Genomic DNA, 23,949 nt, shown 5'->3' with positions numbered 1-23,949 from the left:
GACCGGGAGTCCGCGCAGAGAGACGTCGATCAGGAGTGGCTTGTGAGCGAACTGCACCTTCCCAACCGCATCCGGCAGCTGGCGGCCTCCCAGCCGTCCGCACCTGCGGTCACGGCCGAAGGCACAACCCTCACGTACGCGGAGTTCGACTCGTACACCAACAAGGTGGCCACGGCACTGACCACGCTGGCGACATCACCCGGCCGGGTCGGTGCACTGCTCCGCATGGGTCTGCCCGGCGCGGCGGCATTCGTCGGTTGCGCGAAGGCCGGGCTCGTCTTCACCCCCATCAACTGGCGGCTCAACCCTGACGAGATCGCGTGGATCGCGGCTGACGCGCAGCTCGGCGTGCTCATCGTCGAGGCAGACTTCGCCGACGCCGCCCGCGCAGTCGCCGACGCGCTTCCGGATGTGCGTGTCATCGTTGTCGGTGAGGCAGCCCTCGATGGTGCCCGCAGCTGGGACGAGATGGTCGCATCCGGTGGCGATACCGATCCGGGCCTGGGCGATGATCCTGAGACCGCGGTCCTGCAGCTCTACACCTCCGGCACCACCGGAAGGCCGAAAGGTGTTGTGGCCGTCCACCGCAACCTCTACAACGTGCCCGAGAACTTCGAACTCTACGAGTTCGGGGACAACTCGGTATCGTTGAATGCCCTGCCTCTGTTCCATATTGCCGGGTCAGGTTGGACCAGCACGTGCCTGTCTGCGGGCCTGCATCTGGTGTTGCTGGCCGAGATGAAGCCGGCTCTCGTCGCGCAGGCGATCGCCCGGTTCGGCGTCACCCATGCTTTCCTGGTGCCGTCTGCGATCGGAATGCTGCTCGAGTTGCCCGATCTCGCCGACCACGACCTGTCGAGCCTGCAGGTGATCGCCTACGGAGCATCCCCCATCACCCCGACGATGCTCGCGCGCACGATGGACACTCTGAAATGTCGTCTCGTGCAGCGATACGGGATGACCGAGACGATGGGCGCGCTCACCGCACTCCGCGCCGACGATCACGACCCGCACGGAGCGCGCACCTATCTGCTGCGCTCTGCGGGGACACCGCTGCCCGGTACCGAAGTGCAGATCCGCGACATCATCACCAGCGAACCGCTGCCGCAGGGCGCCACCGGGGAGATCGTGTCGCGGTCGCGCAACAACGTCTCGGGTTACTGGCGACGCGACGCCGAGACCGCCGCCCTCTACACAGCCGACGGGTTCCTACGCACCGGCGACGCCGGGCACATCGACGAGGACGGCTACCTGTTCGTCACCGACCGCGTGAAGGACATGATCATCACCGGTGGGGAGAACGTCTACCCCGTCGAGGTCGAAGCGGTACTCGCCGAGCATCCCGCCGTCGCGGAGGTCGCGGTGGTGGGCCTGCCCGACGAACGCTGGGGCGAAGCTGTGACCGCCGTTGTCCGACTCGTCGACGGCGCGCAGCGCCCGACGGAAGCCGAACTCGTCGCATTCACGACAGAGCGGCTCGCGTCGTACAAGAAGCCGCAACGCATCCACATCGTCGGCGAGCTGCCGCGCAATGCGAGCGGCAAGATCCTCAAGCGTGCTTTGCGCGACACCCTGGGTAGCCCGAAGGGGGCATCATGATCGTCACCGAAGACGTCGGCGTCGCTCAGCGCGAAGCATGGGGAGCGAAACTGCTGCCCCCGGTCGAGGAGGTCCGACCCGGGCTGTGGTCGATCCCCGTCCCGATGCCACACAACCCGCTGCGTTACGTGCTGAGTTACGCGCTCGCCCTCGATACCGGGCTGGCCTTGATCGACCTGGGTATGGACACCGAGGAGTCCTGGCAGGCTCTCGTCGACGGTGTCGCGCAGACCGGCCACCACATCACCGACGTACGGTATGCCGCGATCACCCACCTTCACCCCGACCATTTCGGTCTCGCACCGCGACTGCGAGAGACCACGGGTGCTGCGATCGCGATGCACACCGCCGAAGCAACGGCACTTGGGCACTTCACGCCCGCCGATGTGGCAGCCGACATCGAGGCGTGGCGGGTGGATCTGACCGATCTCGGTGCTCCGGACGACGTCGTCGAAGCACCCCGATTCGATCTCGTCCGGTTCAAGGCGGGCGAGTCTGCCGATGTCGTGCTGTCGGGCGGCGACCGCCTCGACCTGCCAGGGTGGAACATCGAAGCGGTGTGGACACCGGGACACACGCCCGGACATCTCGCCTTCGTGGACCGCGACAACGATCTGTTGTTCAGCGGCGACCACATGCTCCCGCGCATCAGCCCCAACATCTCGTCGGGGCCCGGGGAGCTCGAGTCCCCTCTGCATCGGTACCTGTTGTCGCTGCACGCGACCACCGCGTTGCCGGACTGCGAGGTGCTGCCAGCCCACGAGTACCGGTTCCGCGGCGTCACCGACCGCGCTCGGCAGCTGATGGCACACCACGACGAGCGTCTCGACGAAATCCGTGCGGCCGTCGGCGCGGATCCGGAATCGACGGCGTGGGAGCTCACGACTCGTATCACGTGGTCGCGGCCGATTGACGCGATGAACCCGCGACTCCTGCGGCTCGCCGTTCGCGAAACCCAGGCACACCTGATCGTTCTCGCCGATCGGGATGTAATACGTTCGGATGGTGGAACTCCCGCTCGCTGGAGTCTCGCTACCGCCGCAGTCGACCGGAATACGAAGGAAAATTGATATGAGCGTTGTTCTCACCGAGTTCGCCGACGGTGTCGCCGTCTTCACCCTCAATCGCCCCGAAGCCAAGAACGCCGTCACGCTCGAGGTGTCCGAAGCACTCGCCGCCGCGATCGACGAATTCGAGGCACGCCCCGACCTCACCATCGGCATTCTTACCGGTGCCGGTGGAACTTTCTGCGCCGGCATGGATCTGAAGGCCTTCTCGCGCGGGGAACGCCCGTCGATCCCCGGCCGCGGTTTCGGTGGCATCACCGAAGCTCCGCCCACGAAGCCGCTGATCGCCGCGGTCGAAGGCTGGGCGCTCGCCGGCGGCTGCGAACTCGCGCTGTCCGCCGACCTCATCGTCGCGTCACGCGAAGCGAAGTTCGGCATCCCCGAGGTCAAGCGCGGCCTCGCTGCCGCAGCCGGTGGTCTGCTGCGCCTGCCGAAGATCCTGCCGTACCCGCTGGCCATGGAGATGGCCATCACCGGCGACCCGCTCACCGCCGAGGTCGCCTTCCAGCACGGCCTCGTCAACCGGGTCACCGAGCCCGGCGAGGCATTGACCGTCGCGAAGGAACTCGCCGCACGCGTCGCTGCGAACGGCCCGCTCGCAGTGCGCGCCACCAAGCAGGTCGTGGCGATGTCCGCGAAGTACACCGACCCCGACGCATTCGCCGCGCAGCGCAAGTTCATCGACCCGGTGTTCGCGTCGAACGACGCCCAGGAAGGCGCCAAGGCATTCGCCGAGAAGCGTGCTCCCGTCTGGACCGGCGCGTAACCGACTCCGAACACGACTGAGTCCGAACACGACCGTGTCCACCGTCCGAGGTGCTGAACCCTGGGACGGTGGACACGGTCATTTTCAGCCGGTGACCGCGTGGGCAACCTCGTGGGCATTCCACAGACGCCGGTACACCGCACTCGACTCGAGTAGTTCGTCGTGCGTGCCCACGCCGTCGACGCCACCGCTGTCGAGAACGACGATGCGGTCGGCACCGCGGATCGTGTCGAGTCGATGCGCGACGACGACTACTGTGCGCCCCGCGACGAGGTGCGACAACGCGACCTGGATACGACGTTCGGTGGCCGGGTCGATCGAGGCCACAGCTTCGTCGAGCAACAGGACATCGGGGTCGCGCAGGAGGGCGCGAGCAATCGAGAGACGCTGTCGCTGGCCACCGGACAGATCGTCGCCGGCTTCCGCCAGCACGGCGTCCAGCCCGTCGGGTAGTTCTCGGACGAAGTCGGCAGCCTGCGAGGACTCGAGAGCCGACCACACCTGCTCGTCCGTCGCGTCGGGCGATCCGATCGTGAGGTTGGACCGGATGGTGTCGGGGAACAGATAGACCTCTTGGTAGACGGTCGTGACGGTGCGACGCAGTTCGTCCTCGGTCACCTCACGCAGGTCGGCTCCACCGATACGGATCGAACCGGAGTCGACATCCCAGAACCGTGCGACGAGATCCGCGACCGTGGACTTGCCTGCGCCGGACGGCCCGACGAGGGCAGTCACCTTTCCTGATTCGGCCCGGAACGACACACCACGCAGTGCTTCGTCATCGTTGTAGGAGAACCGCACGTCGCGGAATTCGACGTCGGTGCCGGATATGAGTGTCGGTTCGGTGGGTTCGTGAAGTTCCTCGATGTCCCACACGCCACCGAGCTGCTCGGCGATCCGATCCTGCTGATGCCGATACGTACTAAGCTCCAGCAGCTCCTGCAACGGCCGGTACAGATTGAGCGCAATCACCAGGAAGAGCAACAGTGTCGTTGCGGCGACCTCACCGCCGAGGAACAAGGTGCTTCCGAGCCATAGGAGGGCCACGAAGCCGAGTTCGAGTACTACGGTCGCCACCGCGGTCAGCGGGCTCGTGCGCACGGCCATCCCCACGCTCGAACGACGCAGGCGCTCGACTGCACTGCGATAGCGGACGGCCTGGGGTGCATCAGGGAACGCGCGCAGGACCGCAGCTCCACGCACGAACTCGAGCAGAGCCGTGTTCGCTTCCCGGCGGGCATCGGTGACGTCGGTGCTGATCGCGCTCTGGGCCCGGTCTGCAACCACGAGCAGTCCGAGGAACACCGGGACGCCGATCAACGCCGCCACGGCGAGTCTCCAGTCGAGGACGGCGAGCACGATCGTTGCGAGCACCGGTTGCACGATGGCGACCACGAGTTTGCCCGGCAGGTTGACGAAATCGACGAGGGCGAGATCGGAGACGACCAGGGTCGAGGTGCGGCCCGCATCCATTCGGTCGAAGGCCCCGAGCGGCACGCGACGCAGCCGGTGCAGGACCGATCGTCGCAGGTCGGCGATTGCGCGTTGCGTCACCGGCCACCAGACCCGGGCGACATCCACACCGATCACGACACGCGCTATGAACAGAACGAGCAGCGCACCGCTGAGGGTGAGGACATCGGACGTCTCGACCGGTCCGTCGAGCGCCGTGAACAACGCGATGAACACCACGAGCATCGGGGCGCTCGTGAGCGCGCCTTCGAGGAGCACGCGCCAGAGACCGCGCCGGAAGAAAGTCGAGCGGTGATGGCCGAGCATTGCGAACCATTGCGCCACCGGGCCTTTCGCAGCAAGATCCGCGACCGCAGGGGCGCGATCCGTATCGCTGGCGTCCGGCTCCTCTGTATCAATAGGTGGCACGGTAGATCTGGACGTCTGCACAGTCGCGTCGTCGGCCGGCTCCAGGCGCCATCCGTCGACGGCGCGATAGTCCTCCCACAGCGACAGATAGCCAGCGCTCGATGCAAGCAGTTCGGTGTGCGTGCCGGCAGCCGCGATGCGTCCCGCATCGAGAAGGAGGATGCGGTCGTATCCGGTGATCGACCCGAGGCGGTGCGCGACGGTGACGACCGTACGACCCTCGGCGAGGTCCGCCAGAGCGCGGACGACGGCCTGCTCGTTCTCCGCATCGAGGAACGCGGTGGCTTCGTCGAGAAGGACCACCGGGGCGTCCTTCAAGAACGCACGGGCAATCGAAATGCGTTGACGCTGACCACCGGAGAGCCGGCCACCGCCGGCTCCGAGTCGCGTGTCCCAGCCGTCTTCGAGGTCGGGAAGAAACTCCGTGACGCGCGCGCGTCGGGCAGCCTCGCGCACGTCATCGTCGGTGGCACCCGGCCTGGCCAATCGGATGTTCTCGGTCACGGTGTCGTCGAAGACGTAGTCGTCCTGCTGGACGAAGGCCACGAGTCCGGCCAGTTCGATCGGGTCGATGTGTCGCAGGTCGACACCACCGAACCTCACTGCGCCGCCGGTCACGTCGGCGAAACGGGCGAGCAGCCGCAGCAGTGTCGTCTTACCGGCGCCGCTGCCGCCCACCAGGGCGACCGATGTTCCGGGTTCGATCGTGAGATCGATGCCGTCGAGAACCGTGTTGTCGCCGTATGCGAAGCGGACGTCGGCGAGTTCGATCCGGCTGCCGGCCGGCGAGCGCGGATGTTCCGCTCGCGGCAGGTCTTCCTCCGCGAGGATCGCTCCGATGTTCTTCAATCCCGCTTCCACCTGGTACTGCAGGACGGCCACGCTGAGTGTCAAGCTCATCAGCGGCTGCGCGAATCCCACACCGACCAGCAGGAAGAACACGAGTTCGGCGACATCGAGCGATCCGGTGTGGACGAGGTAGAGCCCGAGTGGGAGCAGGAACAGGACGCTGATCGACGCGAACGCGGTTGCGGAGACGGCCCCGACGCGGCCCCTGGACGTCTTGAGATTCTCGATCGCCTCGCTGTCGGCAACCGCGCGCTCGACGTCGACGAACGAACTCGTGGGCCGCACGAACCCTCGGATCACACGAATGCCTCGAACAAAGGAGACAACCGACACATTCAGGGCGGTGCCGATCGCGGATTCTCGAGGAGCAAGATCGGCACTGCGTCCCACCGCCCAGGCAATACACGCGACGACGCACACGACGATCGCGACCGCCGCAAGCCCCATTCGCCAGTCGATCCAGAACATCACACCCAGGGTGGCGAGTGGGACGGCAATGGAGGAGGCGATGTCCGGAATGGCATGCGACAAGCCGAGCTCGAGCTGCTCGACGTCGTCCTGCACCACCTTCTTGAGTTCGCCGGCACTGCGGGATCTGGCTCTCGCCAACGGCATCCGATCGATACGGTCGGCGAGTTCGAGACGTAGATCGGCCAGCGCCCGGTACGCGGTCACGTGCGACAGCCAGTTTGCGACAGCTCGCAGAACGACTTTCGCGGCCACCCCCGCTGCCGCCAGGACCACGAGGCTCGTGATGCGGTCGGTGCGCGGCGTTTCGGAAACGAAGAGATCCACTGCAACCAGATAGACCACCACGAAGGGAATTAGGCCCGCAAGTGCGCCGAGAATCGCGGCCACCGCACTGAAGACCAGCGAAACCCTTCGGCGCATGAGTATTTCAGACACGCGTAGGCCCGCGTCGTCCGGCCTCGAGCGGCAGCTCGACTGTCGTCGTACGACTGTTCATGATCAATAAGATAGCTTAGGCTCACCTCAAATGGGGACCGTGTTCGTTTCCCTCGCAATTACCGCCGACGTTTCTCGATAGCTTTCTGATGCCCGGAGACCTATGTCCACCTCACCTCTTCCCGTCGCCGATCCCGCCCCGGACCCGCCCTCGACCATGTCCAGGTCACAACGCTTGACGCTCGTGGCACTGCTGTACTGCACGCAGAACCTCTCGCTGGGCATGTTCACCTACGCGTTCCTCACCATCGCGCAGGCGAACGGTGTCTCCCTTGCCACCATCGGAGCTGCGACCGGGCTCGCGACTCTCCTCGTTCTCAAATTCCTCTGGGCGCCGCTCGTCGACCGATACGGCTCCTCACGGCTGGGCCACTACCGCGGCTGGCTGCTCGCGACACAATCACTGCTCGCCGTCGGCGCCGCATCGCTCGCTCTCCTCGACCCCGCGGAGAATTTCTCCCCCGCGCTGGTCGTCTTCGCCGCGTTGTTCATCGTGGCCGGCACCCAGGACGTTGCCGCCGACGCCGCCACGACGCGGCTGCTCACGCCCTCCGACCGCGGGATCGGCAACGGCTTCCAATCCGCGGGCAGCTGCGTCGCCCAGATCGTCGGCGGCGGGCTCGTTCTCCTCGTGTACGGCGCTGCGGGCTGGGCCGCAGCAGCCCTCGTTCTCGCTGTATGGAGCGCCCTTCCGTTGCCCTTCGTCCTGGCCTGGAACGAGAAGACCACCACCGCCACACAGCCACGACCACGCGTCACCCGCAAGACGATCACGCAGTTCTTCACGCGCCCGGGGGTCGCCCGGTGGGCCCTGCTCCTGTTACCCGTGTACACAGCCGGCGGGACGATCTCCTACAACCTGGTGCGCCCGATGCTCGTCGACGCCGGGTGGTCCGAATCCGAGATCGGCACCGTCGTGGTGATCGCCGGCAGCGCCTTCGGCATCGTGTCGGGTGTCGCCGCGGGAATGTTCATCCGACGACTCGGACGCCGACTGTCGCTGGTCGCGCTCGGCCTGACCCAGGTGGCGGCATGCCTGGGCACCGTCGCGCTCGCGCTCGGATCCGACGGCCGCACCGCTGTGATACTCGTCGTGGCATTGTCGAATATCGGCTTCGCCGCTTCGGGCGCGATCGTGTACACGATCTCGATGGACCTGGTGCGGCACGAATCCGCCGGCACCGACTTCACACTCTTCACGACCGTCTCGGGCATCGCGATGGCAGTTGCCGGTGGACTCGGCATCGCCGCTGCAGGTTCCGCCGGATTCGTTCCCGTCACGGTCGTCGCCGCACTCCTGGCAGCCGCCGGTGTGGTGGTGGTCGGCAGGGGAATCACACCCGTGCTCGCCGCCATGCCCTCCGAGGTCCCCTGACCGCTCACTTCCCAAGGATCAGTCCCATGTTGCACAACGTCGGAAACACCACGTCACCATCCCTCCGGACAGTCCGCAGCACGCCCTCGGCCAGGCACCGGCTGGTGATGCTGCCGCACGCGGGTGGCGGAGCGTCGTACTACCGGCGACTCGCGACCGGCATCACTCCGGATGTGGACGTGATCGTCGTCCAGTACCCGGGCAGGGAAGACCGACTCGACGATTCACCGTCGGATTCTCTTATTGCACTCGCTGATTCGATTGCCCGGGAATTATCGGCCACCGAGATCGACGCTCCGATCCTCTTCGGGCACAGCATGGGCGCGCTGGTTGCGTTCGAAGTCGCGCGGCGACTGGAGAGCGACGGGCGACCGGCATCCGCGCGATGCTCCTCGGACCGATCCGCGACGACTACCGATTGGTGGAAACCTATCGCCTCGAACCCGTCCCGTTGCTCGCCGCCGATATCACGACCTTCGCTGGCCTCGACGACCCCACGGTCGAGACCTCCGACGTCCGTGCGTGGCAGAAGATGACCCGGGGACGATACCGATCCGAAGTGCTCCCGGGCGGACACTTCTTCCCGGCCGAGAACACCGGCACCTTCCACGCGGCACTCGACCGCGTCATGAGCCCCTGGTCGACGCGGTTGTGAGACCGTTCGACGACGTGATCCGGACCCTCGGACGGCGCACACCGCGGATCCCGACGATCAGTACGTCCACTGCCACGATGCCGTGGAGAACATGAGCGAGGAAGAGGTCGCGCAGATGCTCTCTGCTATTGCAGATCCGGCCTGACCGTGAGAGGGAAACCATCTCGATGGCAGGTCACCGGCCCGGCAACGGAGCCGACGACCGGGTACTGCTGCGCCTCGGAATACATGACCGCCTAATATGAACGGGTGGACCTGCATCTCGTGACCTACTTCGTGGCTGTCATCGACCACGGTGGAATCACGAAAGCCGCACAGGCCCTCTATATTTCACAGCCATCGCTCTCGCAGGCCATCCGCACCCTCGAACGGCGGCTCGGCACAACCCTGTTCGACCGGACCGGTCGGCGCCTCACCCTGACCGACGACGGCCGGACTCTCGAGGTCGCGGCGCGCCGTATCCTCGCCGACGTCGACCGTGCGAAGAGCAAGGTCGCGTCGGTCCGAGAACTCGAGTCCGGTCGCGTCGAGATCGTCACGTTCTCGGCGTTCTCCATCCACCCCGTCGTCGAACTCGTCCGCCGGTTCCGAGCCCGTCATCCGGGCATCGTCGTGTCGATCTCCGACGTGGACGGCCCGGCCGGTGTGCACTCCGCGCTCCGCCGCGGCGAGGCCGAGATCGGGGTGACCGATCTGTCGGTCGAGCACGCCGGCATGATCACAGTCCCCATCCTCGAGCAGGAAATGGTGCTCGCCCTGCACCCCGACCTCGCCACCGGGCTTCCCGACCCGGTGCCGCGCGAACTCGTGCGCAAGGTTCCCCTTGTCATCGACCTCGGGTCGCCCGCCGACGCCGCGAAGACCGGTGAGCTGCTGGGTTCCGGCAACGTCGTCGTCGACTGCGCTCATCCCTCCGCGATCCGAGAGTTCGTGATGCGCGGAACCGGAGCGACGGTGGTGCCGCGCCGGGTCGCCGAACAGCAACTCCCCGGCGCCACGGTCCGGTCGCTCGATCCGCCGCTTGCCCGGCCCGTCGGACTCGTCCTTCGAGCCGGGGAACCGTCACCGGCCGCGGCCGCATTCATCTCGGCGGCAACCGGCACGAAACCGGGAGCGTAGACACATGGAATTCCGCCAGATCGAGTACTTCCTCGCAGTTGTCGAGAACGACGGCATCAACGGTGCGGCCGCCGCGCTCGGGGTTGCACAACCGACGGTGTCGCAGGCCCTCCGCAGCCTCGAACGCGAGCTGGGTGTGCAGTTGTTCCACCGGATCGGCCGGGGCATGGTCCTGACCGCAGCCGGTCACACTCTCATCGGACCGAGCCGCCAGATACTGCGTGATGTGGCCGGGGTCGAAGAGCTGCTGGCCTCGTCGTCGGCCGAGGTCACGGGCAGCCTCGATCTGATGGTGTTCCCTGCACTCGCGACCGGCCCGATCATCGATCTGGTCGCCCAGTTCCGACGCGCCCACCCGAAGGCGACGGTGCGCTTCGGCGATCTCCGCGCAGAGCGGGATTCGGCTGCGCTGATCCGCGACGGGCACTGCGAGTTCGTGGTCGCGCATCTGCCCGTCGAAAGTGAGCTCGGACTCGACGTCATCGAGCTGGGCGAGGACGAGTACTGGCTCGTCTACCCACCGGGGACCGAGCTCCCACCCGGTCCGATCACACTCTCGGCGTTGCCACCGATTCCCATGGTGTTCGTGCCGCGCGGCGGTGGGGCCCTGGGCGACGAATTCGACCTTGCGATGCGTCAGGAAGGTAACAGGCCGCGTATCGCCGTGCTGGCAAGTCACCGGGAGGCGCGCCTGCCGATGGTGCTGGCGGGTCTCGGCGGGTCGCTTCTGGAGCGTTCGCTCGCAGAGTCCGTTCGTGACGTCGCGGTCGTCCGGCCCTGTGAGCCGAGCTTCACCCGCGCATTCGGCCTGGTGTTCGATCCCGCAACTCTGTCGAAGGCCGGGCGAGCATTCGTCGACCTGGTGAAATCGGCAACGGAACGCGTCTGAGCGGTCACGCTTTCGCGAGCCACGCGAGCGCGGCGACGACGAGCGCTTCCACCCCGGTGTCGAGCGTGGGTTGCACGACCGGCGCGAACGTCGGTGAGTGATTGACCGGGATGTCCTGCGCGACCCGGCCCTGTTCGACTGCGGTTCCGTAGATCGACGGGTCGATGCCACCGATGCCCCAGTAGGTGTAGGGCACACCGAGCGCGTTCGGGATGTCGCTGAAGTCCTCGCTGGCCGTCTGCTGGGGCATTTCGCGGTACCGGTCGCCGAAGTGCTCCTGGAACGCGAGAGCCACCCTGTCGGTGACCTCACCGTCGTTGTCTGTCAGCGGAAAGCGTTCGTAAAGTTCGAATTCGGGCTCTCTCGGCGAATCCGACGCCTGGCATTCAGCAATGACGATCCTGCGGATCGCGCGCAGCATCGCCTCGCGGGTGCCCTCGTCGTAGGTGCGCATGTTGAGTTGCAGCACCGCGCTGTCCGGGATCACGTTGGCCTTGCTGCCTGCGTTGATACTGCCCACGGTGAGCACTGCGGATTCACCGGGTGCGGTCTCACGCGACACGATGGTCTGGAGGCGCACGACGATCATCGCCGCGAGCACCACGGGATCGACCGCGGCCTGCGGCATCGAACCGTGCGCTCCGCGCCCGTACATGGTGACCCGCATGCTGTCGGCGGCGGACAGGACCGCCCCGGACCGGGTGCCGACGCGCCCGGCCGGTGCCGGAAGGACGTGCTGAGCGAGTGCGACGTCGACGCCGGTCAGCAGTTCGGCGAGGCCGCCGTCGACCATCGCGCGGGCACCGTCGCCGGTTTCCTCGGCCTGCTGGAAGAGCGCCACCAGGGTCCCCTGCCAGTGCTGGGGTCCCTGCCGGAACAGGTCCGCTGCCCCGAGCAGCGCCGTGACATGCACGTCGTGTCCGCACGCGTGCATCACGGGGACATCGTTGCCGTCACTGTCGACAGCGCGAACTGTACTGGCGTAAGGAAGACCGGTCGCCTCGGCCACGGGCAACGCGTCCATGTCTGCGCGGAGCAGGACGGTCGGGCCCTGCCCGTTGCGCAATATCCCGACCACACCGGTGCCACCGATGCCTTTGTGCACCTCGTATCCGCTATCACGAAGGCGGTCGGTGACTTTCCTGGCGGTCCGGTGTTCCTGATGCGACAGTTCCGGGTGCGCGTGTAAGTCGCGGTAGAAGTCCTCGAGCCCACTGCGCACACTCGGCAATGCCTCGAGTACCGCGGCGACAGCATTCGACGGGGAGTTCATGTCTGACCACGCTAGCCCTCCCCAACATGCTTCGAACGGCGAACGAACAGTGACATCGGCCCGTTCGAGTACGACGATTGTGAGGACCATTCGTCCTCCTGCACGGAGATGACCGCTATGTCCACATCCACACCCGAACACCCTTCTGTTTCCGTCGCCGGAACCGATTCGGTCGACGTCTACGCACAACGCATTCTCGATGCCACACTCGGTGCGATCGACGTGTTCTCCATCTACCTCGGCGACCGGCTCGGCTGGTACCGCAGCCTGGCTGCCGACGGCCCGGCCACCGCCGACGAACTCGCCGCCCGCACCGGAACCCACCCGCGGTATGCCCGCGAGTGGCTCGAGCAGCAGGCGGTCACCGGGTTGCTCTCCGTCGACGACGACGAACCCCCGCACTTCACACTGTCGCCCGCCGGAGCGGAAGTACTCACCGACGAGCGCAGCCTGGCGTACATGGCTCCGCTGCCGCGCATGCTCACCAGCGGCGCCATGCAGATGCCGGCCCTGCTCGAGGCCTATCACACAGGCGGCGGTGTCGGCTGGGCGCACTACGGCAGCGATGCGCGCGAGTCTCAGTCCGACGTCAACCGGCCGTGGTTCGAGCAGGCGCTGGCCGGAGCATTGCAGTCGGTTCCCGCGGTCGACGAGCTGCTCCGCGCCCCGGGAGCTGCGATCGCCGATATCGGTTGCGGTGGTGGATGGTCCACCATCGCCTTGGCCCGAGCCTATCCGAACGCCACACTGCACGGATTCGACATCGACACCGCCAGCGTCGAACTCGCTCGCTCGAATGTGTCGTCGGAACAGGAAGTGGCACAGCGGATCACGATCACCGAAGCGGATGTCTCCGGACTGCCCGAGTCGGCTTTCCGAGCGGTGTTCGCGTTCGAATGCATCCACGACATGCCGCAACCGGTGCAGGTGCTTGCGGCAGCACGCCGCGCGCTCGTGCCGGGCGGTGCGGTGATCGTGATGGACGAGGCCGTCGGGGAGGAATTCACCGCGCCCGGCGACGACATCGAGCGGCTCATGTACGGATACAGTCTGACGGTCTGTCTCCCCGACGGGATGAGTCATCAGCCGAGCGTGGGTACGGGCACCGTCATGCGCCCCGCCACTCTTCGGAAGTACGCGCAGGAGGCCGGCTTCGCCCAGATGGAGATCCTCCCGATCGAGGATTTCAGCTTCTTCCGGTTCTACCGGCTGTCGGATGGGTGATCCACTTCGGCGTCCGGTAGACAGTCCACTATGCCCACCGACTCGACGCTGCTGCTCGTTCTCGATCTGACCGGCACCTTCGTCTTCGCGCTCAATGGCGCGTTGACCGCCGTCCGTGCGGCACGGCTCGACATCGTCGGCGTGGTGACACTCGGCATGTTCACCGCGCTCGGGGGCGGCGTGATCCGCGACGTCCTCCTCGACGCCCTACCACCGGCCACCTTCCTGGACTGGCGATATCTCGCGGTGGCGGCAGCAGGTGGGTTGATAGCGTTCGCCCTGAGCCGGGTACTGGACCGCCTCGCATTCCCCATCACGGTCCTCGATGCCATCGGCCTGAGTGTCTTCGCAGTGCTCGGCGCCTCCAAGGCCCTGGCTCTGGATTTCGGCATTCTGCAGGCAATCCTCGTCGGCACGATCACCGCGGTGGGCGGCGGCACCATCCGTGATGTCATGGTGCGGCGAATTCCCACGGTGTTGACCAGCGAGCTCTATGCCATTCCCGCTTTGATCGGCGCCGCAGGATTCGCTGCCGCCTACTCATGGGGCTTTGCCGGGACGGCCGCCCTTCTCAGCGCGGCCGCAGTGTGTTTCGTGATCCGGATGATCGGTGTCGGCTTCGCCCTGAATGCACCGAAGCCGCCCGGGCAACAACTCGATTCCTAGGGAAGTGACCGACCGAGACCTTGTTCCCTCCGCGTCCTCAGAGAAGTAGTTCCTTGAGTGAATTCAGGTGGGTGCGGGTGAGAGAGGCTGCCGTCAGGGCATCACGCGAGTCGATCGCGTTGTAGATGCGTTCGTGCGTGGCGTGGTCGGCATCATCTCCATGAGTGCCTCGGAGACGGAGCATGTCGACCATCGCCTGACGGCTGCGCGGCGCGAAGTGAGTGAACAGTTCGAGCAGGATCGCGCTGTGCGCTGCCAGCAGGATGCCGCGATGAAAAGCAAAGTCGGTGTCGACGTGCTCTGCTATGTCCACTCGATGCTTCGCGCGGTCGACCAATGCCCGGCGCAGGTTCTCGAGTTCCGGGGGCGTGCGGCGTTCGGCTGCCAGAGCGGAAGCCTCGACCTCGATCGCGATGCGAGCTTCGATGACGGCGACGATGTCGGCGCGATGCAGGACTGCATCCCAGTTCTCCGGAATATCGACGGCGGTGACGAACACCCCTGCCCCTTGACGCGAAGCGAGCACCCCCTGACCGGCGAGTTGCCGGATCGCCTCACGCACGGTCGAGCGGCCGACTCCGAGTTGAGGGGCGAGCGTGGTCTCCCCGGGCAACTTGTCTCCGACGTTCCACTCGCCGTCTCCGATTCGCGACAACAGCAGCTCAGCAGCCTGTTCGGCGAGTGACTCACGACGGACGAGTGACATGTCGCCATTCTCCCATGCCGGGCTCGACGCCTTCAGCCCCTCAGCTTGTCTGAGGAGTTGTGGTAGTGTCGCCGCATGCTCATCCTCGGATTCCTTCTTCTTCGCCGCCACGGCGGGGTGTAGCCCGACCGGCTCCCGTCGTGGAGCCCGAACGCGCCGGTCGACACTTCGCGACCCGCAGAAGGAACCACGAACATGACCGCCTTCCCCAGCATCAACACTCCCGCCGGACGGGTACCTGCCGATGCTCCGTCCTGGAATCGGCAGACGCACTCACAGATGCCCTCACACCGGTACCGTGATGTGTACTCACGTGTGGAAGTTCCACTCACAGAGCGTGACTGGCCGTCCAAGCGCTTGACCACAGCCCCGCTGTGGGTTCCGGTCGATCTGCGCGACGGCAATCAGGCGCTGGCCGAGCCGATGGATCCCGCCCGCAAGCGCCGTTTGTTCGAGCTGATGGTCGCGATGGGTTACAAGGAGATCGAGGTCGGCTATCCGTCGGCCTCGCAGACCGACTACGACTTCGTCCGCCTCATCGCCGAGACCGACATCGCACCCGACGACGTCACGATCGTCGTGTTCACGCCGGCCCGCCGCGACCTCATCGAGCGCACTGTCGAGTCGGTCCGAGGCGTCCGCAATAACGTTGTCCTCCACATGTACACCGCGACCGCACCGACGTGGCGCGATGTCGTACTCGGGCACGACCGTACAGCGCTCACCGAGTTGATCATGTCCGGAGGCCGGGATGTGCTCGAATTCGCCGGCGACCTCGGGAATGTGCGTTTCGAGTTCTCACCCGAGGTTTTCAACCTCACCGAGCCCGACTTCGCCCTCGAGGTCTCCGGTGCGATGACGAAGCTGTGGGATGCCTCGCCGCAGCGTCCGGTCATCCTCAATCTGCCCGCGACCGTCGAGATCGCAACGCCGAACGTGTATGCCGATCAGATCGAATACATGCACAAGAACCTCGATCGTCGCGACGCGGTGATCCTGTCCGTGCACCCGCACAACGACCGCGGTACCGGTGTCGCGTGTGCCGAACTCGCCGTCCTGGCCGGAGCGCAGCGCGTCGAAGGCTGCATTTTCGGCAACGGGGAGCGCACCGGCAATGTGGATATCGCCACCCTCGCTCTGAACCTGCATGCGCAGGGCATCGATCCGATGATCGACTTCTCCGACATCGACGAGATCCGCCGCACCGTCGAGCACGCCAACCGCATCGAGATCCATCCCAGGCATCCCTACGTCGGCGACCTCGTGCACACCGCCTTCAGCGGCACCCACCAAGACGCGATCAAGAAGGGTTTTGCCGAGCACCATGCCCGCGCGGCCGCCGAGGGCCGTCGAACCAGCGAGACCGAGTGGCGCGTGCCCTACTTGCCCATCGACCCCGCCGACCTCGGCCGCAGCTACGATGCCGTCATCCGGGTGAACTCGCAGTCCGGCAAGGGCGGCATCGCCTACCTGCTGGAGGCCGAGTACGGCATCGAACTGCCCCGGCGTCTGCAGATCGACTTCGCCCGCCACATACAGAAGCACACCGACGCCACCGGCAGCGAGGTCACCGCATCACAACTGTGGGACATCTTCGAGACCGAGTACATCTTCACACCGGGCGACGAGCCCGCCATCGAACTGACGGGCTTCGACACCACTGAGGTGGCCACGACTCTCTCACTGCGCGTGGACAACTCCGAGCACACCAGCTCGCATCACGGCGTCGGCCCGGTGGAGGCCGTCACCGAAGCACTCGCTCGTATCGGGATCTCGCTGGACGTCCTCGCCCTGCATCAGACCAGCATCGGCTCCGGGAATGACAGCGACGCGCTCACCCTGATCGAGTACCGCAGGGGCACAGTCACGCGGTGGGCTGCCGGCAAGAACCGATCCGTGCTGACCGCCACCCTCGAGTCCCTCATCGGCGCCGCGAACACCGACCCGAAAACAGCTCTCACACGGTGATCAGGCTTCGGCGGTGATCGACTGTGTCACTACCGATTTGGCCCACCGGTAATCGGCCTTTCCTGCGGGGGAGCGGACGATCTCCGGCATCACGACGACATGCCGAGGGACCTTGTATCCGGCGATGACGGTCCGGCAATGTTCGGCGAGTTCCTCCTGCGTCGGCTCGTGCGCACCCTCGCGTAGCTGCACGACCACCGAGACCGTCTCGCCCAGACGGGGATCAGGTACGCCGGTGACGAGTGCGTCCTCCACCGCGGGATGACCTTTGACGGCCTCCTCGACCTCTTCGGCGTAGATCTTCTCGCCACCACTGTTGATGCAGGCCGAGCCGCGGCCGAGCACGATGATCGAGCCATCCGTCTCGACCGTGGCGAGGTCGCCGAGCAGCGACATTCGTGTGCCGTCCACGACGGGGAAGGTGGCGGCGGTCTTCTCGGGGTCGTTGTAGTAACCCACCGGCACGTGACCGACCCGCGCGAGATAGCCGATGGCGTCGGAGCCGGGTTCGATCGTCGAATAGTCGGTGTCGACGACGCGCACCTTCGGGGATGCGGGTAGTCGCTGCTTGCCGTCCTCGCCGGGTGTGAGGGCGCCGTTGGCGCCCGATTCGGACGAGCCGAAGGAGTTGAGCAGCATGACGTTGGGGAGCAGTTCCTTCAGACGGTCGCGCACGCTGACCGACCACAGCGCACCTCCCGAACCGATGACGATCAGCGAGCTGAGGTCGAACTCGTCGCGACGCTCGGCGAGGACGTCGGCGATGGGCCGACTGATCGCATCTCCGACGACCATGAGCACGGCGGCTTTGTGCTCGTCGATCTGACGCAGCGCCTCCGCGGGTTCGAAGTTCCGCATGATCACCTGGGGGAAGCCCATGAACAACCCCATGTACACGGCGTACATGGCGGCACCGTGCATGAGCGGCGCGGTGACGACATACGTCAACGGATGTTCGTTGGCGGCGGCCGCGGCGGCGAGCGATTCGGGGCTGTCGTGCGGATCGCCGTACGCGTTGCCTCCGCCGAGCGCGGCGAAGTAGAAGTCCTCGTGCCGCCACATCACGCCCTTGGGCATGCCGGTGGTGCCGCCCGTGTAGAGGATGTAGAGGTCGTCGTCGCTGCGCGGAGCGAAGTCCCGCTCGTCGGAGGCGTCTGCCACCGCGTCGTCGTACCGAACGACGGTGACCTCCGCGAGCGCGGCTGCGTCATCGAGCGCCGGTGTGGGAGCATCACCGACGACCACGATGTGCCGCAGGTGTGGACAGTCGGGCAGGACTTCGGCGACGACGTCGGTCAGGTCTGCGTCCACGATGAGCGCGACGAGTTCGGCGTTGTTGTAGAGGTACTCGAGTTCAGCACCCACGTATCGGAAGTTGATGTTGATCGGGACGGCCCGGATCTTCATGGCGCCGAGCATCGTGTCGAGATATTCGAGGCTGTTGCGCAGGTGCAGTCCGACGTGGTCGCCGGGTTCGACACCCGCCGCGGCGAGGTGATGCCCGATCCGGTTGGCGGCGGCGTCGTATTGCGCGTACGTGTGCGATCGATCGCCGCAGACGAGGGCCGTGCGATCGGGAATCGCGTCGACCACCGCTTCGGTGAGGTCGGCCAGATTCAGAGACATGATGCTGTTCCTTCCGATCGGTCCTGCGACGACGCCGCTCACACCCCTGCCCGAAATGTGCCGTACGCCACTCCGGGCAAAGTAGAACACATATCAGTTCTGGCATCAACGGATGCTCCCGACCAGCGGAAACAAGCAACGGTCGGCCGGCAGATGCCCGGCCGACCGTTGTCGGTGGAATTCGGAGGTGACGCCGAATCAGGACACGCGTTCGAAGATCGCCGCGAGGCCCTGGCCGCCGCCGATACACATGGTCTCGAGGGCGTAGCGGCCCTCACGACGGTGCAATTCGCGGGCGAGCGACGCGAGCATGCGACCACCGGTCGCACCGACCGGGTGGCCGAGCGAGATGCCGGAGCCGTGGATGTTGGCGCGCTCGAAGTCTGCGGCACCGAACTTCCACTCGCGGGTCACGGCCAGAGCCTGCGCCGCGAACGCCTCGTTGAGCTCGATGACATCGACGTCGGCGAGGCCGATGCCTGCTTTGGCGAGAGCGATCTCGGTGGCGGGCACGGGGCCGATACCCATGATCTTCGGTGCAACACCGGCCACACCCCACGACACGATCCGCACCAGCGGGGTAAGCCCCAGTTCCGCGGCCTTCTCCGGAGTCGTGACGATCGCCATCGATGCGGCGTCGTTCTGCCCACTGGCGTTGCCGGCAGTGACGGTGGCGCCGGGATCCTGCTTGCCCATGATCGGCCGCAGCGCCGAGAGCGACTCGACTGTGGTGTCGGCACGCGGATGCTCGTCGGTGTCGATGACCTGATCGCCCTTACGCGAGGGCACGGTGACCGGGATGATTTCCTCGGCGAGGATGCCGGCCTGCTGCGCGGCCACCGCGCGGCGGTGCGACTCGGCGGCGAGCTCATCCTGCTCCTGACGGCTGATGCCGTACTCGGCGCGCAGGTTCTCGGCGGTCTCGATCATGCCGCCGGGGACCGGGTAGTGCTTGCCGCCCGCGGTCGAGCGCGCCCGGGCCAGACCGTCGTGCATCTGCACACCGGTGCGCGCGCCGCCCCAGCGGATGTCCGTCGAGTAGAACGCTGCGTTGCTCATCGACTCGGCACCACCGGCCACGACGAGTTCGTTGTCGCCGTTGCCGACCTGCAACGCAGCCTGGATGACGGCCTGCAGACCGGAGCCGCAGCGACGGTCGATGTGCATGCCGGGCACGGTGACCGGGAGACCGGCGTCGAGAGCGACGACACGACCGATGGCCGGTGCCTCACTGTTGCCGTTGCAGTGGCCGAGGATGACGTCGCCGACCTCGTCGGGAGCCACGCCGGTGCGCTCGAGCAGTCCCTTCAGTGCCGTGACACCGAGATCGACTGCGGTGAGGGCCTTGAACATTCCGCCGTAGCGGCCGATCGGTGTACGGACGGGCTCGCAGATGACGACTTCGCGCATGATGACCTTTCGAGGTGTGGCTGACGGGGGACCGTCACATGAAGCGGCCGCCGGTGACCTCGAGGACGGTGCCGGTCATGTAGGACGACATATCGGAGGCGAGGAACAGTGCCACGGAAGCAATTTCGTCGACCTCGCCCGGACGGCCCATCGGGATCTCCGCCATCTTCTGATCCCACGCCTTCTGCGGCATGGCCTCGGTCATCGCCGAGCGGATCAGGCCGGGCTGGATGGCGTTGACACGCACGCCGTGGTGCGCCATCTCCTTAGCGGCGGCCTTCGTCAGGCCCACGATGCCGGCCTTCGCAGCCGAGTAGTTGGTCTGGCCGACCATGCCGACCTTCCCCGACAACGAGGAGATGTTGACGATCGCGCCGCGCTTGGCCTCACGCATGATCGCGGAAGCCTTGCGGGTGCCGTGCCACGTGCCCTTGAGGTGCACGGAGATGACGAGGTCGAAGTCCTCTTCGGTCATGGTGCGCATCGTCGCGTCGCGGGTGATGCCTGCGTTGTTGACCACGACATCGAGGGAACCGAAGCCGTCGACCGCCTCAGCGAGGAGAGTGTCCCAGTCGCCGGCTTCGACCACATTCGCCTTGACCGCACGAGCGACGTCGCGTCCGCCGAGCTTCTCCGCTGCCGCGTTCGCGGCGTCGAGATCGAGGTCGCCGATGACGACGCGGGCGCCCGCGTCGACGAAGTTCTGGGCGATCGCGAAGCCGATACCCTGGGCGCCTCCCGTGATCACGGCAGTACGGTTCTCCAACAGCGACATCTGGAATCCTTTCGAGGGGACCTGAGTTGTCCCCGACGCGGGTCGATGCCTTCGAATATATCCGCGCGACCGCGCAGAATACCCTTCCGAATCCATCGGGACTGCCTATACGGTGATGGCGCCATTCGTATTGGACAGGCCACGACTCCGACTCGAAAGTGGTAGCCATGACACTTGCGACTCCGACCCCTGAGGTCGACGAAGACGATTTCCGCGAAATCCTCGCCCAGACCCGCGCGTTTGTGCGCAACGTCGTGGTTCCCCGCGAACAGGAGATCGCCGACACCAACGCGATTCCCGACGACATCCGTCAAGCTGCCAAGGACATGGGCCTGTTCGGCTACGCCATCCCGCAGGCATGGGGCGGGCTCGGCCTGAACCTGCAGCAGGACGCCGAACTCGCGATGGAGCTCGGCTACACGACTCTGTCACTGCGGTCGATGTTCGGCACCAACAACGGCATCGCCGGCCAAGTACTCGTCAATTTCGGCACCGACGAACAGAAGGCACAGTGGCTCGAGGGAATCGCCTCCGGTGACGTCGTCGCATCGTTCGCACTCACCGAACCCGGCGCCGGCTCCAACCCGTCAGGGCTGCGCACCAAAGCCGTCCGCGACGGCGACGACTGGATCATCACCGGCGAGAAACGCTTCATCACCAACGCACCCCTCGCGAACCTGTTCGTCGTGTTCGCCCGCACCCGCCCAGCCGACGAGAACGGCACCGGCATCGCGGTGTTCCTCGTCCCCGCCGACACCGCAGGCGTGCAGGTCGCGAACAAGGACGCCAAGATGGGCCAGGAAGGCGCCTGGACCGCAGACGTGCACTTCAACGAAGTACGCGTACCGAACTCCGCGCTCGTCGGCGGCAGCGAAGACGTCGGATACAAGGCCGCGATGATCTCCCTCGCCCGCGGTCGCGTGCACATCGCCGCGCTCTCGGTCGGACAGGCACAGCGCGCCCTCGACGAGTCGGTCACTTATGCCGCGACTGCCACCCAGGGTGGGAACCCGATCGGGAACTTCCAGCTCGTACAGGCCATGATCGCCGACCAGCAGACCGGTGTCATGGCCGGACGCGCGCTGGTACGCGACGCAGCACGGGCATGGGTCGAGGAGACCGACCGTCGCATCGCCCCGTCGGTCGCGAAGCTGTACTGCACCGAAATGGTCGGCAAGGTCGCCGATCTCGCCGTGCAGATCCACGGCGGCACCGGCTACATGCGCGAGGTACCCGTCGAGCGTATCTACCGCGACGTGCGTCTGCTGCGTCTGTACGAGGGCACCAGCGAGATCCAGCGTCTGATCATCGGTGGTGGACTGGTCAAGCAGGCACAGCGCTCGTAAACGCTTCGCGAAAAGGCAGACACAGCACGTCGACGGGCTGTGTCTGCCTTTTTCGTGCGCGGATGCATCGTACCTGAAACACGAACCGCCCATGCGCGATTCCGGTAGTAGGGGCTACCGGAACCGCACACGGGCGGAGCTGCACTTACAGTTGGGAGCGCAGATCGGTCTTGAGGATCTTGCCCGCCGCCGAGGTCGGCAGCGCATCGAGAACCACGACGTCCCGGATCTTCTTGTACGGCAACACGCGTTCGGCGACGTAGGCCATGAGTTCGTCCTCGTCCAGGTCGGCACCCGCCACCGGCACGACGAACGCCACGGGTTCCTGACCCGTCGCACCCACCTCGCGCCCGACCACCGCGGCGGTCGACACGGACGGATGCGTCACGAGGATCTCCTCGAGCTCACGCGGATACACGTTGTAGCCCTTGTAGATCAGCATGTCCTTCGCGCGGTCTGCGATGAACAGGTAGCCGTCGTCGTCGCGGTAGGCGATGTCGCCGGTCGCGAGCCAGCCGTCCACGTACTGCTCCGCGGTGATCTCGGGATGACCGAGATAGCCGTCGGTGACCTGGGGGCCACGAACCCACAGTTCGCCGCGCTCGTTCGTCCCGACCGTTCCCGTCGCATCACCTTGCGGCCGGATCTCGACTTCGGTGTCGAACACGGGAAGGCCGACGCTACCGATCCGGTAGTCGAGGCCTCGGACCAGCGGCATCGCGGTGACGACGCACGTGCCCTCGGTCAGACCGTAACCCTCGGCGACAGTCGCGTTGGGGAACGCGCGTCCGAGCGCCTCGAGCGTGACGTGATCGATCGGGGCGGCACCCGACGACACCACCCGCACCGTCGACAGGTCGCGCGTCGCGACGTCCGGGTGCGTGGCCAATGAGTGCCACATCGCCGGACTTCCGGTGATGTAGCTGGCGCGATGGATCTCGATCAGCTCGAGCATGCGGGCCGGGTCGAAGCGACCCGCAAGCACCTGAGTGAGACCGCACGCCAGCAGGAACGACGTATTGATCAGCGCATGTGCATGGAACAGCGGCGACACGACGATCGTCGACCCCTCGCCCGGAACGACGCCCGCGATATCGAGGCCGTCGATCTTCTCGAGCGAGACCAGACCGCCCTTCGCCACGGTCTGGTACCCGGCACGCCACCCGCACATCTGCGTCACGTTGCCGACTACGTTGCGGTGAAGAACCCGCACGCCCTTCGAAATACCGGTGGTACCACCGGTGTACGCGATGTGCGCGACATCCTCGCCGCTCATGTGCGCCGGTTCGAACTCGGTGGAATGACTAGCCAGCAGCTCGTCGAATCGCACCGTGCCGGCCGACGTGGCTTCGACGGTGTCGGTGGATACGACCGCGATCAACGAGATGGACGTGCCGGCCGCAGCGCCCAGCAGCGTGTCGAGCTGCTGCGGCTGTGTGACGGCCGCGACTGCTCCGGTCTCCTCGATCTGGCGCCGCAGACCCGGCCCCGGCTGAAGCGGATTCACGAGGGTCACCGCGGCACCGACGCGCAACGCACCGTAATAGGCGATGTGGAATTCTGCGCAGTTGCCCACGTGCATGAGCACGACGTCGCGTGCAGCGACACCGGCTGCGCTCAACGCACCCGCGAACTGCGCCGAACGCTCGTCGAGCTCGCGGTACGACAGCACACGGTCACCGTCGACGACAGCAGCGCGGTCGCCGTACATGGCGGCCAGGCTCGGCGCCCACACCGCCATCGACGTCTGTGGGTACGACAGAGAGGTGTCGGCCCACTCGAGTTGAGC

17 protein-coding genes and 1 pseudogene are annotated in these 23,949 nt (G+C 66.1%); 11 read left to right on the top strand and 7 right to left on the bottom strand.

Going from position 1 to position 23,949, the window contains the following annotated elements; genetic code table 11:
* The first annotated feature begins 42 nt into the window (after positions 1-42).
* The 3 genes from ACZ46K_RS05535 to ACZ46K_RS05525 are packed head-to-tail and all read left to right on the top strand — an operon-like array spanning position 43 to position 3,432.
* A complete protein-coding gene (locus ACZ46K_RS05535) occupies positions 43-1,599 on the top strand; it encodes a long-chain-fatty-acid--CoA ligase (protein ID WP_464747109.1) in 1,557 nt (518 codons plus the stop codon).
* A complete protein-coding gene (locus tag ACZ46K_RS05530) occupies positions 1,596-2,669 on the top strand; it encodes an MBL fold metallo-hydrolase (protein WP_054810588.1) in 1,074 nt (357 codons plus the stop codon). The genes ACZ46K_RS05535 and ACZ46K_RS05530 overlap by 4 nt, the downstream gene beginning before the upstream one ends.
* A gap of 1 nt (position 2,670) precedes the next feature.
* Entirely contained in the window at positions 2,671-3,432 is a 762-nt protein-coding gene (locus ACZ46K_RS05525) for a crotonase/enoyl-CoA hydratase family protein (RefSeq protein WP_464747107.1), read from the top strand.
* An 84-nt stretch (positions 3,433-3,516) separates the two neighbouring features.
* Here ACZ46K_RS05525 and ACZ46K_RS05520 read toward each other — a convergent pair whose 3' ends face one another.
* Positions 3,517-7,053: an ABC transporter ATP-binding protein gene (locus ACZ46K_RS05520; protein WP_464747105.1), complete on the bottom strand. Its 3,537-nt coding sequence runs from the start codon at positions 7,051-7,053 to the stop codon at positions 3,517-3,519.
* Positions 7,054-7,231: 178 nt separating this feature from the next.
* On the opposite strand from ACZ46K_RS05520, the gene ACZ46K_RS05515 reads away from it, so the two are divergent.
* From ACZ46K_RS05515 to ACZ46K_RS05500, 4 genes and pseudogenes are all read left to right on the top strand, one after another.
* Complete coding sequence (locus ACZ46K_RS05515; protein ID WP_464747103.1) at positions 7,232-8,503, top strand: MFS transporter; 1,272 nt, start codon at positions 7,232-7,234, stop codon at positions 8,501-8,503.
* Positions 8,504-8,529: 26 nt separating this feature from the next.
* Positions 8,530-9,158: pseudogene (locus ACZ46K_RS05510) on the top strand (thioesterase II family protein).
* A 249-nt stretch (positions 9,159-9,407) separates the two neighbouring features.
* The gene (locus ACZ46K_RS05505) at positions 9,408-10,277 is read left to right on the top strand and encodes a LysR family transcriptional regulator (protein WP_054810749.1); all 870 of its coding nucleotides are present in this window, start codon (positions 9,408-9,410) and stop codon (positions 10,275-10,277) included.
* A gap of 4 nt (positions 10,278-10,281) precedes the next feature.
* The gene (locus ACZ46K_RS05500; RefSeq protein WP_054807864.1) at positions 10,282-11,166 is read left to right on the top strand and encodes a LysR family transcriptional regulator; all 885 of its coding nucleotides are present in this window, start codon (positions 10,282-10,284) and stop codon (positions 11,164-11,166) included.
* A 4-nt stretch (positions 11,167-11,170) separates the two neighbouring features.
* Here ACZ46K_RS05500 and ACZ46K_RS05495 read toward each other — a convergent pair whose 3' ends face one another.
* Positions 11,171-12,439, bottom strand: a complete 1,269-nt coding sequence (locus ACZ46K_RS05495) for an amidohydrolase (protein ID WP_464747099.1) — start codon at positions 12,437-12,439, stop codon at positions 11,171-11,173.
* A gap of 117 nt (positions 12,440-12,556) precedes the next feature.
* On the opposite strand from ACZ46K_RS05495, the gene ACZ46K_RS05490 reads away from it, so the two are divergent.
* Together ACZ46K_RS05490 and ACZ46K_RS05485 are read left to right on the top strand one after the other, a co-directional pair.
* Positions 12,557-13,663, top strand: coding sequence for a class I SAM-dependent methyltransferase (locus tag ACZ46K_RS05490; protein WP_464747097.1), 1,107 nt, complete (start codon positions 12,557-12,559; stop codon positions 13,661-13,663).
* Positions 13,664-13,693: 30 nt separating this feature from the next.
* Positions 13,694-14,329, top strand: coding sequence for a trimeric intracellular cation channel family protein (locus ACZ46K_RS05485; RefSeq protein WP_464747095.1), 636 nt, complete (start codon positions 13,694-13,696; stop codon positions 14,327-14,329).
* Between the two features lie 37 nt (positions 14,330-14,366).
* Here ACZ46K_RS05485 and ACZ46K_RS05480 read toward each other — a convergent pair whose 3' ends face one another.
* Positions 14,367-15,035, bottom strand: a complete 669-nt coding sequence (locus ACZ46K_RS05480) for a FadR/GntR family transcriptional regulator (protein WP_054805951.1) — start codon at positions 15,033-15,035, stop codon at positions 14,367-14,369.
* A gap of 195 nt (positions 15,036-15,230) precedes the next feature.
* Here ACZ46K_RS05480 and ACZ46K_RS05475 point away from each other — a divergent pair, with 195 nt between their 5' ends.
* The gene (locus ACZ46K_RS05475; RefSeq protein ID WP_054805948.1) at positions 15,231-17,003 is read left to right on the top strand and encodes a 2-isopropylmalate synthase; all 1,773 of its coding nucleotides are present in this window, start codon (positions 15,231-15,233) and stop codon (positions 17,001-17,003) included.
* On the opposite strand, the gene ACZ46K_RS05470 is transcribed toward ACZ46K_RS05475, so the two are convergent.
* The 3 genes from ACZ46K_RS05470 to fabG all read right to left on the bottom strand — a co-directional run bounded on the left by ACZ46K_RS05470 (position 17,004) and on the right by fabG (position 20,814).
* A complete protein-coding gene (locus ACZ46K_RS05470) occupies positions 17,004-18,629 on the bottom strand; it encodes an acyl-CoA synthetase (RefSeq protein ID WP_054805950.1) in 1,626 nt (541 codons plus the stop codon).
* A 198-nt stretch (positions 18,630-18,827) separates the two neighbouring features.
* Positions 18,828-20,039, bottom strand: a complete 1,212-nt coding sequence (locus tag ACZ46K_RS05465) for an acetyl-CoA C-acetyltransferase (protein ID WP_464747093.1) — start codon at positions 20,037-20,039, stop codon at positions 18,828-18,830.
* Between the two features lie 34 nt (positions 20,040-20,073).
* Positions 20,074-20,814, bottom strand: coding sequence for a 3-oxoacyl-ACP reductase FabG (gene fabG, locus ACZ46K_RS05460; RefSeq protein ID WP_464747091.1), 741 nt, complete (start codon positions 20,812-20,814; stop codon positions 20,074-20,076).
* Positions 20,815-20,981: 167 nt separating this feature from the next.
* Between fabG and ACZ46K_RS05455 the strand changes: the two genes are divergently transcribed.
* Complete coding sequence (locus ACZ46K_RS05455) at positions 20,982-22,160, top strand: acyl-CoA dehydrogenase family protein (RefSeq protein WP_464747089.1); 1,179 nt, start codon at positions 20,982-20,984, stop codon at positions 22,158-22,160.
* Between the two features lie 145 nt (positions 22,161-22,305).
* On the opposite strand, the gene ACZ46K_RS05450 is transcribed toward ACZ46K_RS05455, so the two are convergent.
* Complete coding sequence (locus ACZ46K_RS05450; RefSeq protein ID WP_464749240.1) at positions 22,306-23,901, bottom strand: class I adenylate-forming enzyme family protein; 1,596 nt, start codon at positions 23,899-23,901, stop codon at positions 22,306-22,308.
* Positions 23,902-23,949 lie beyond the last annotated feature (48 nt).

The organism is Rhodococcus sp. JCM 9793, assembly GCF_055380405.1.
The sequence above is the reverse complement of the archived record's forward strand: the minus strand, read 5'-3'. Positions and strand labels throughout refer to the sequence as shown.

Coding starts and splice junctions, on each gene's coding strand:
- ACZ46K_RS05475 (WP_054805948.1), top strand. CDS start 15,231: ATGACCGCCTTCCCCAGCATCAACACTCCCGCCGGACGGGTACCTGCC.
- fabG (WP_464747091.1), bottom strand. CDS start 20,814: ATGTCGCTGTTGGAGAACCGTACTGCCGTGATCACGGGAGGCGCCCAG.
- ACZ46K_RS05495 (WP_464747099.1), bottom strand. CDS start 12,439: ATGAACTCCCCGTCGAATGCTGTCGCCGCGGTACTCGAGGCATTGCCG.
- ACZ46K_RS05455 (WP_464747089.1), top strand. CDS start 20,982: ATGACACTTGCGACTCCGACCCCTGAGGTCGACGAAGACGATTTCCGC.
- ACZ46K_RS05515 (WP_464747103.1), top strand. CDS start 7,232: ATGTCCACCTCACCTCTTCCCGTCGCCGATCCCGCCCCGGACCCGCCC.
- ACZ46K_RS05450 (WP_464749240.1), bottom strand. CDS start 23,901: ATGGCGGTGTGGGCGCCGAGCCTGGCCGCCATGTACGGCGACCGCGCT.
- ACZ46K_RS05480 (WP_054805951.1), bottom strand. CDS start 15,035: ATGTCACTCGTCCGTCGTGAGTCACTCGCCGAACAGGCTGCTGAGCTG.
- ACZ46K_RS05525 (WP_464747107.1), top strand. CDS start 2,671: ATGAGCGTTGTTCTCACCGAGTTCGCCGACGGTGTCGCCGTCTTCACC.
- ACZ46K_RS05465 (WP_464747093.1), bottom strand. CDS start 20,039: ATGCGCGAAGTCGTCATCTGCGAGCCCGTCCGTACACCGATCGGCCGC.
- ACZ46K_RS05530 (WP_054810588.1), top strand. CDS start 1,596: ATGATCGTCACCGAAGACGTCGGCGTCGCTCAGCGCGAAGCATGGGGA.
- ACZ46K_RS05490 (WP_464747097.1), top strand. CDS start 12,557: ATGTCCACATCCACACCCGAACACCCTTCTGTTTCCGTCGCCGGAACC.
- ACZ46K_RS05520 (WP_464747105.1), bottom strand. CDS start 7,053: ATGCGCCGAAGGGTTTCGCTGGTCTTCAGTGCGGTGGCCGCGATTCTC.
- ACZ46K_RS05500 (WP_054807864.1), top strand. CDS start 10,282: ATGGAATTCCGCCAGATCGAGTACTTCCTCGCAGTTGTCGAGAACGAC.
- ACZ46K_RS05485 (WP_464747095.1), top strand. CDS start 13,694: ATGCCCACCGACTCGACGCTGCTGCTCGTTCTCGATCTGACCGGCACC.
- ACZ46K_RS05470 (WP_054805950.1), bottom strand. CDS start 18,629: ATGTCTCTGAATCTGGCCGACCTCACCGAAGCGGTGGTCGACGCGATT.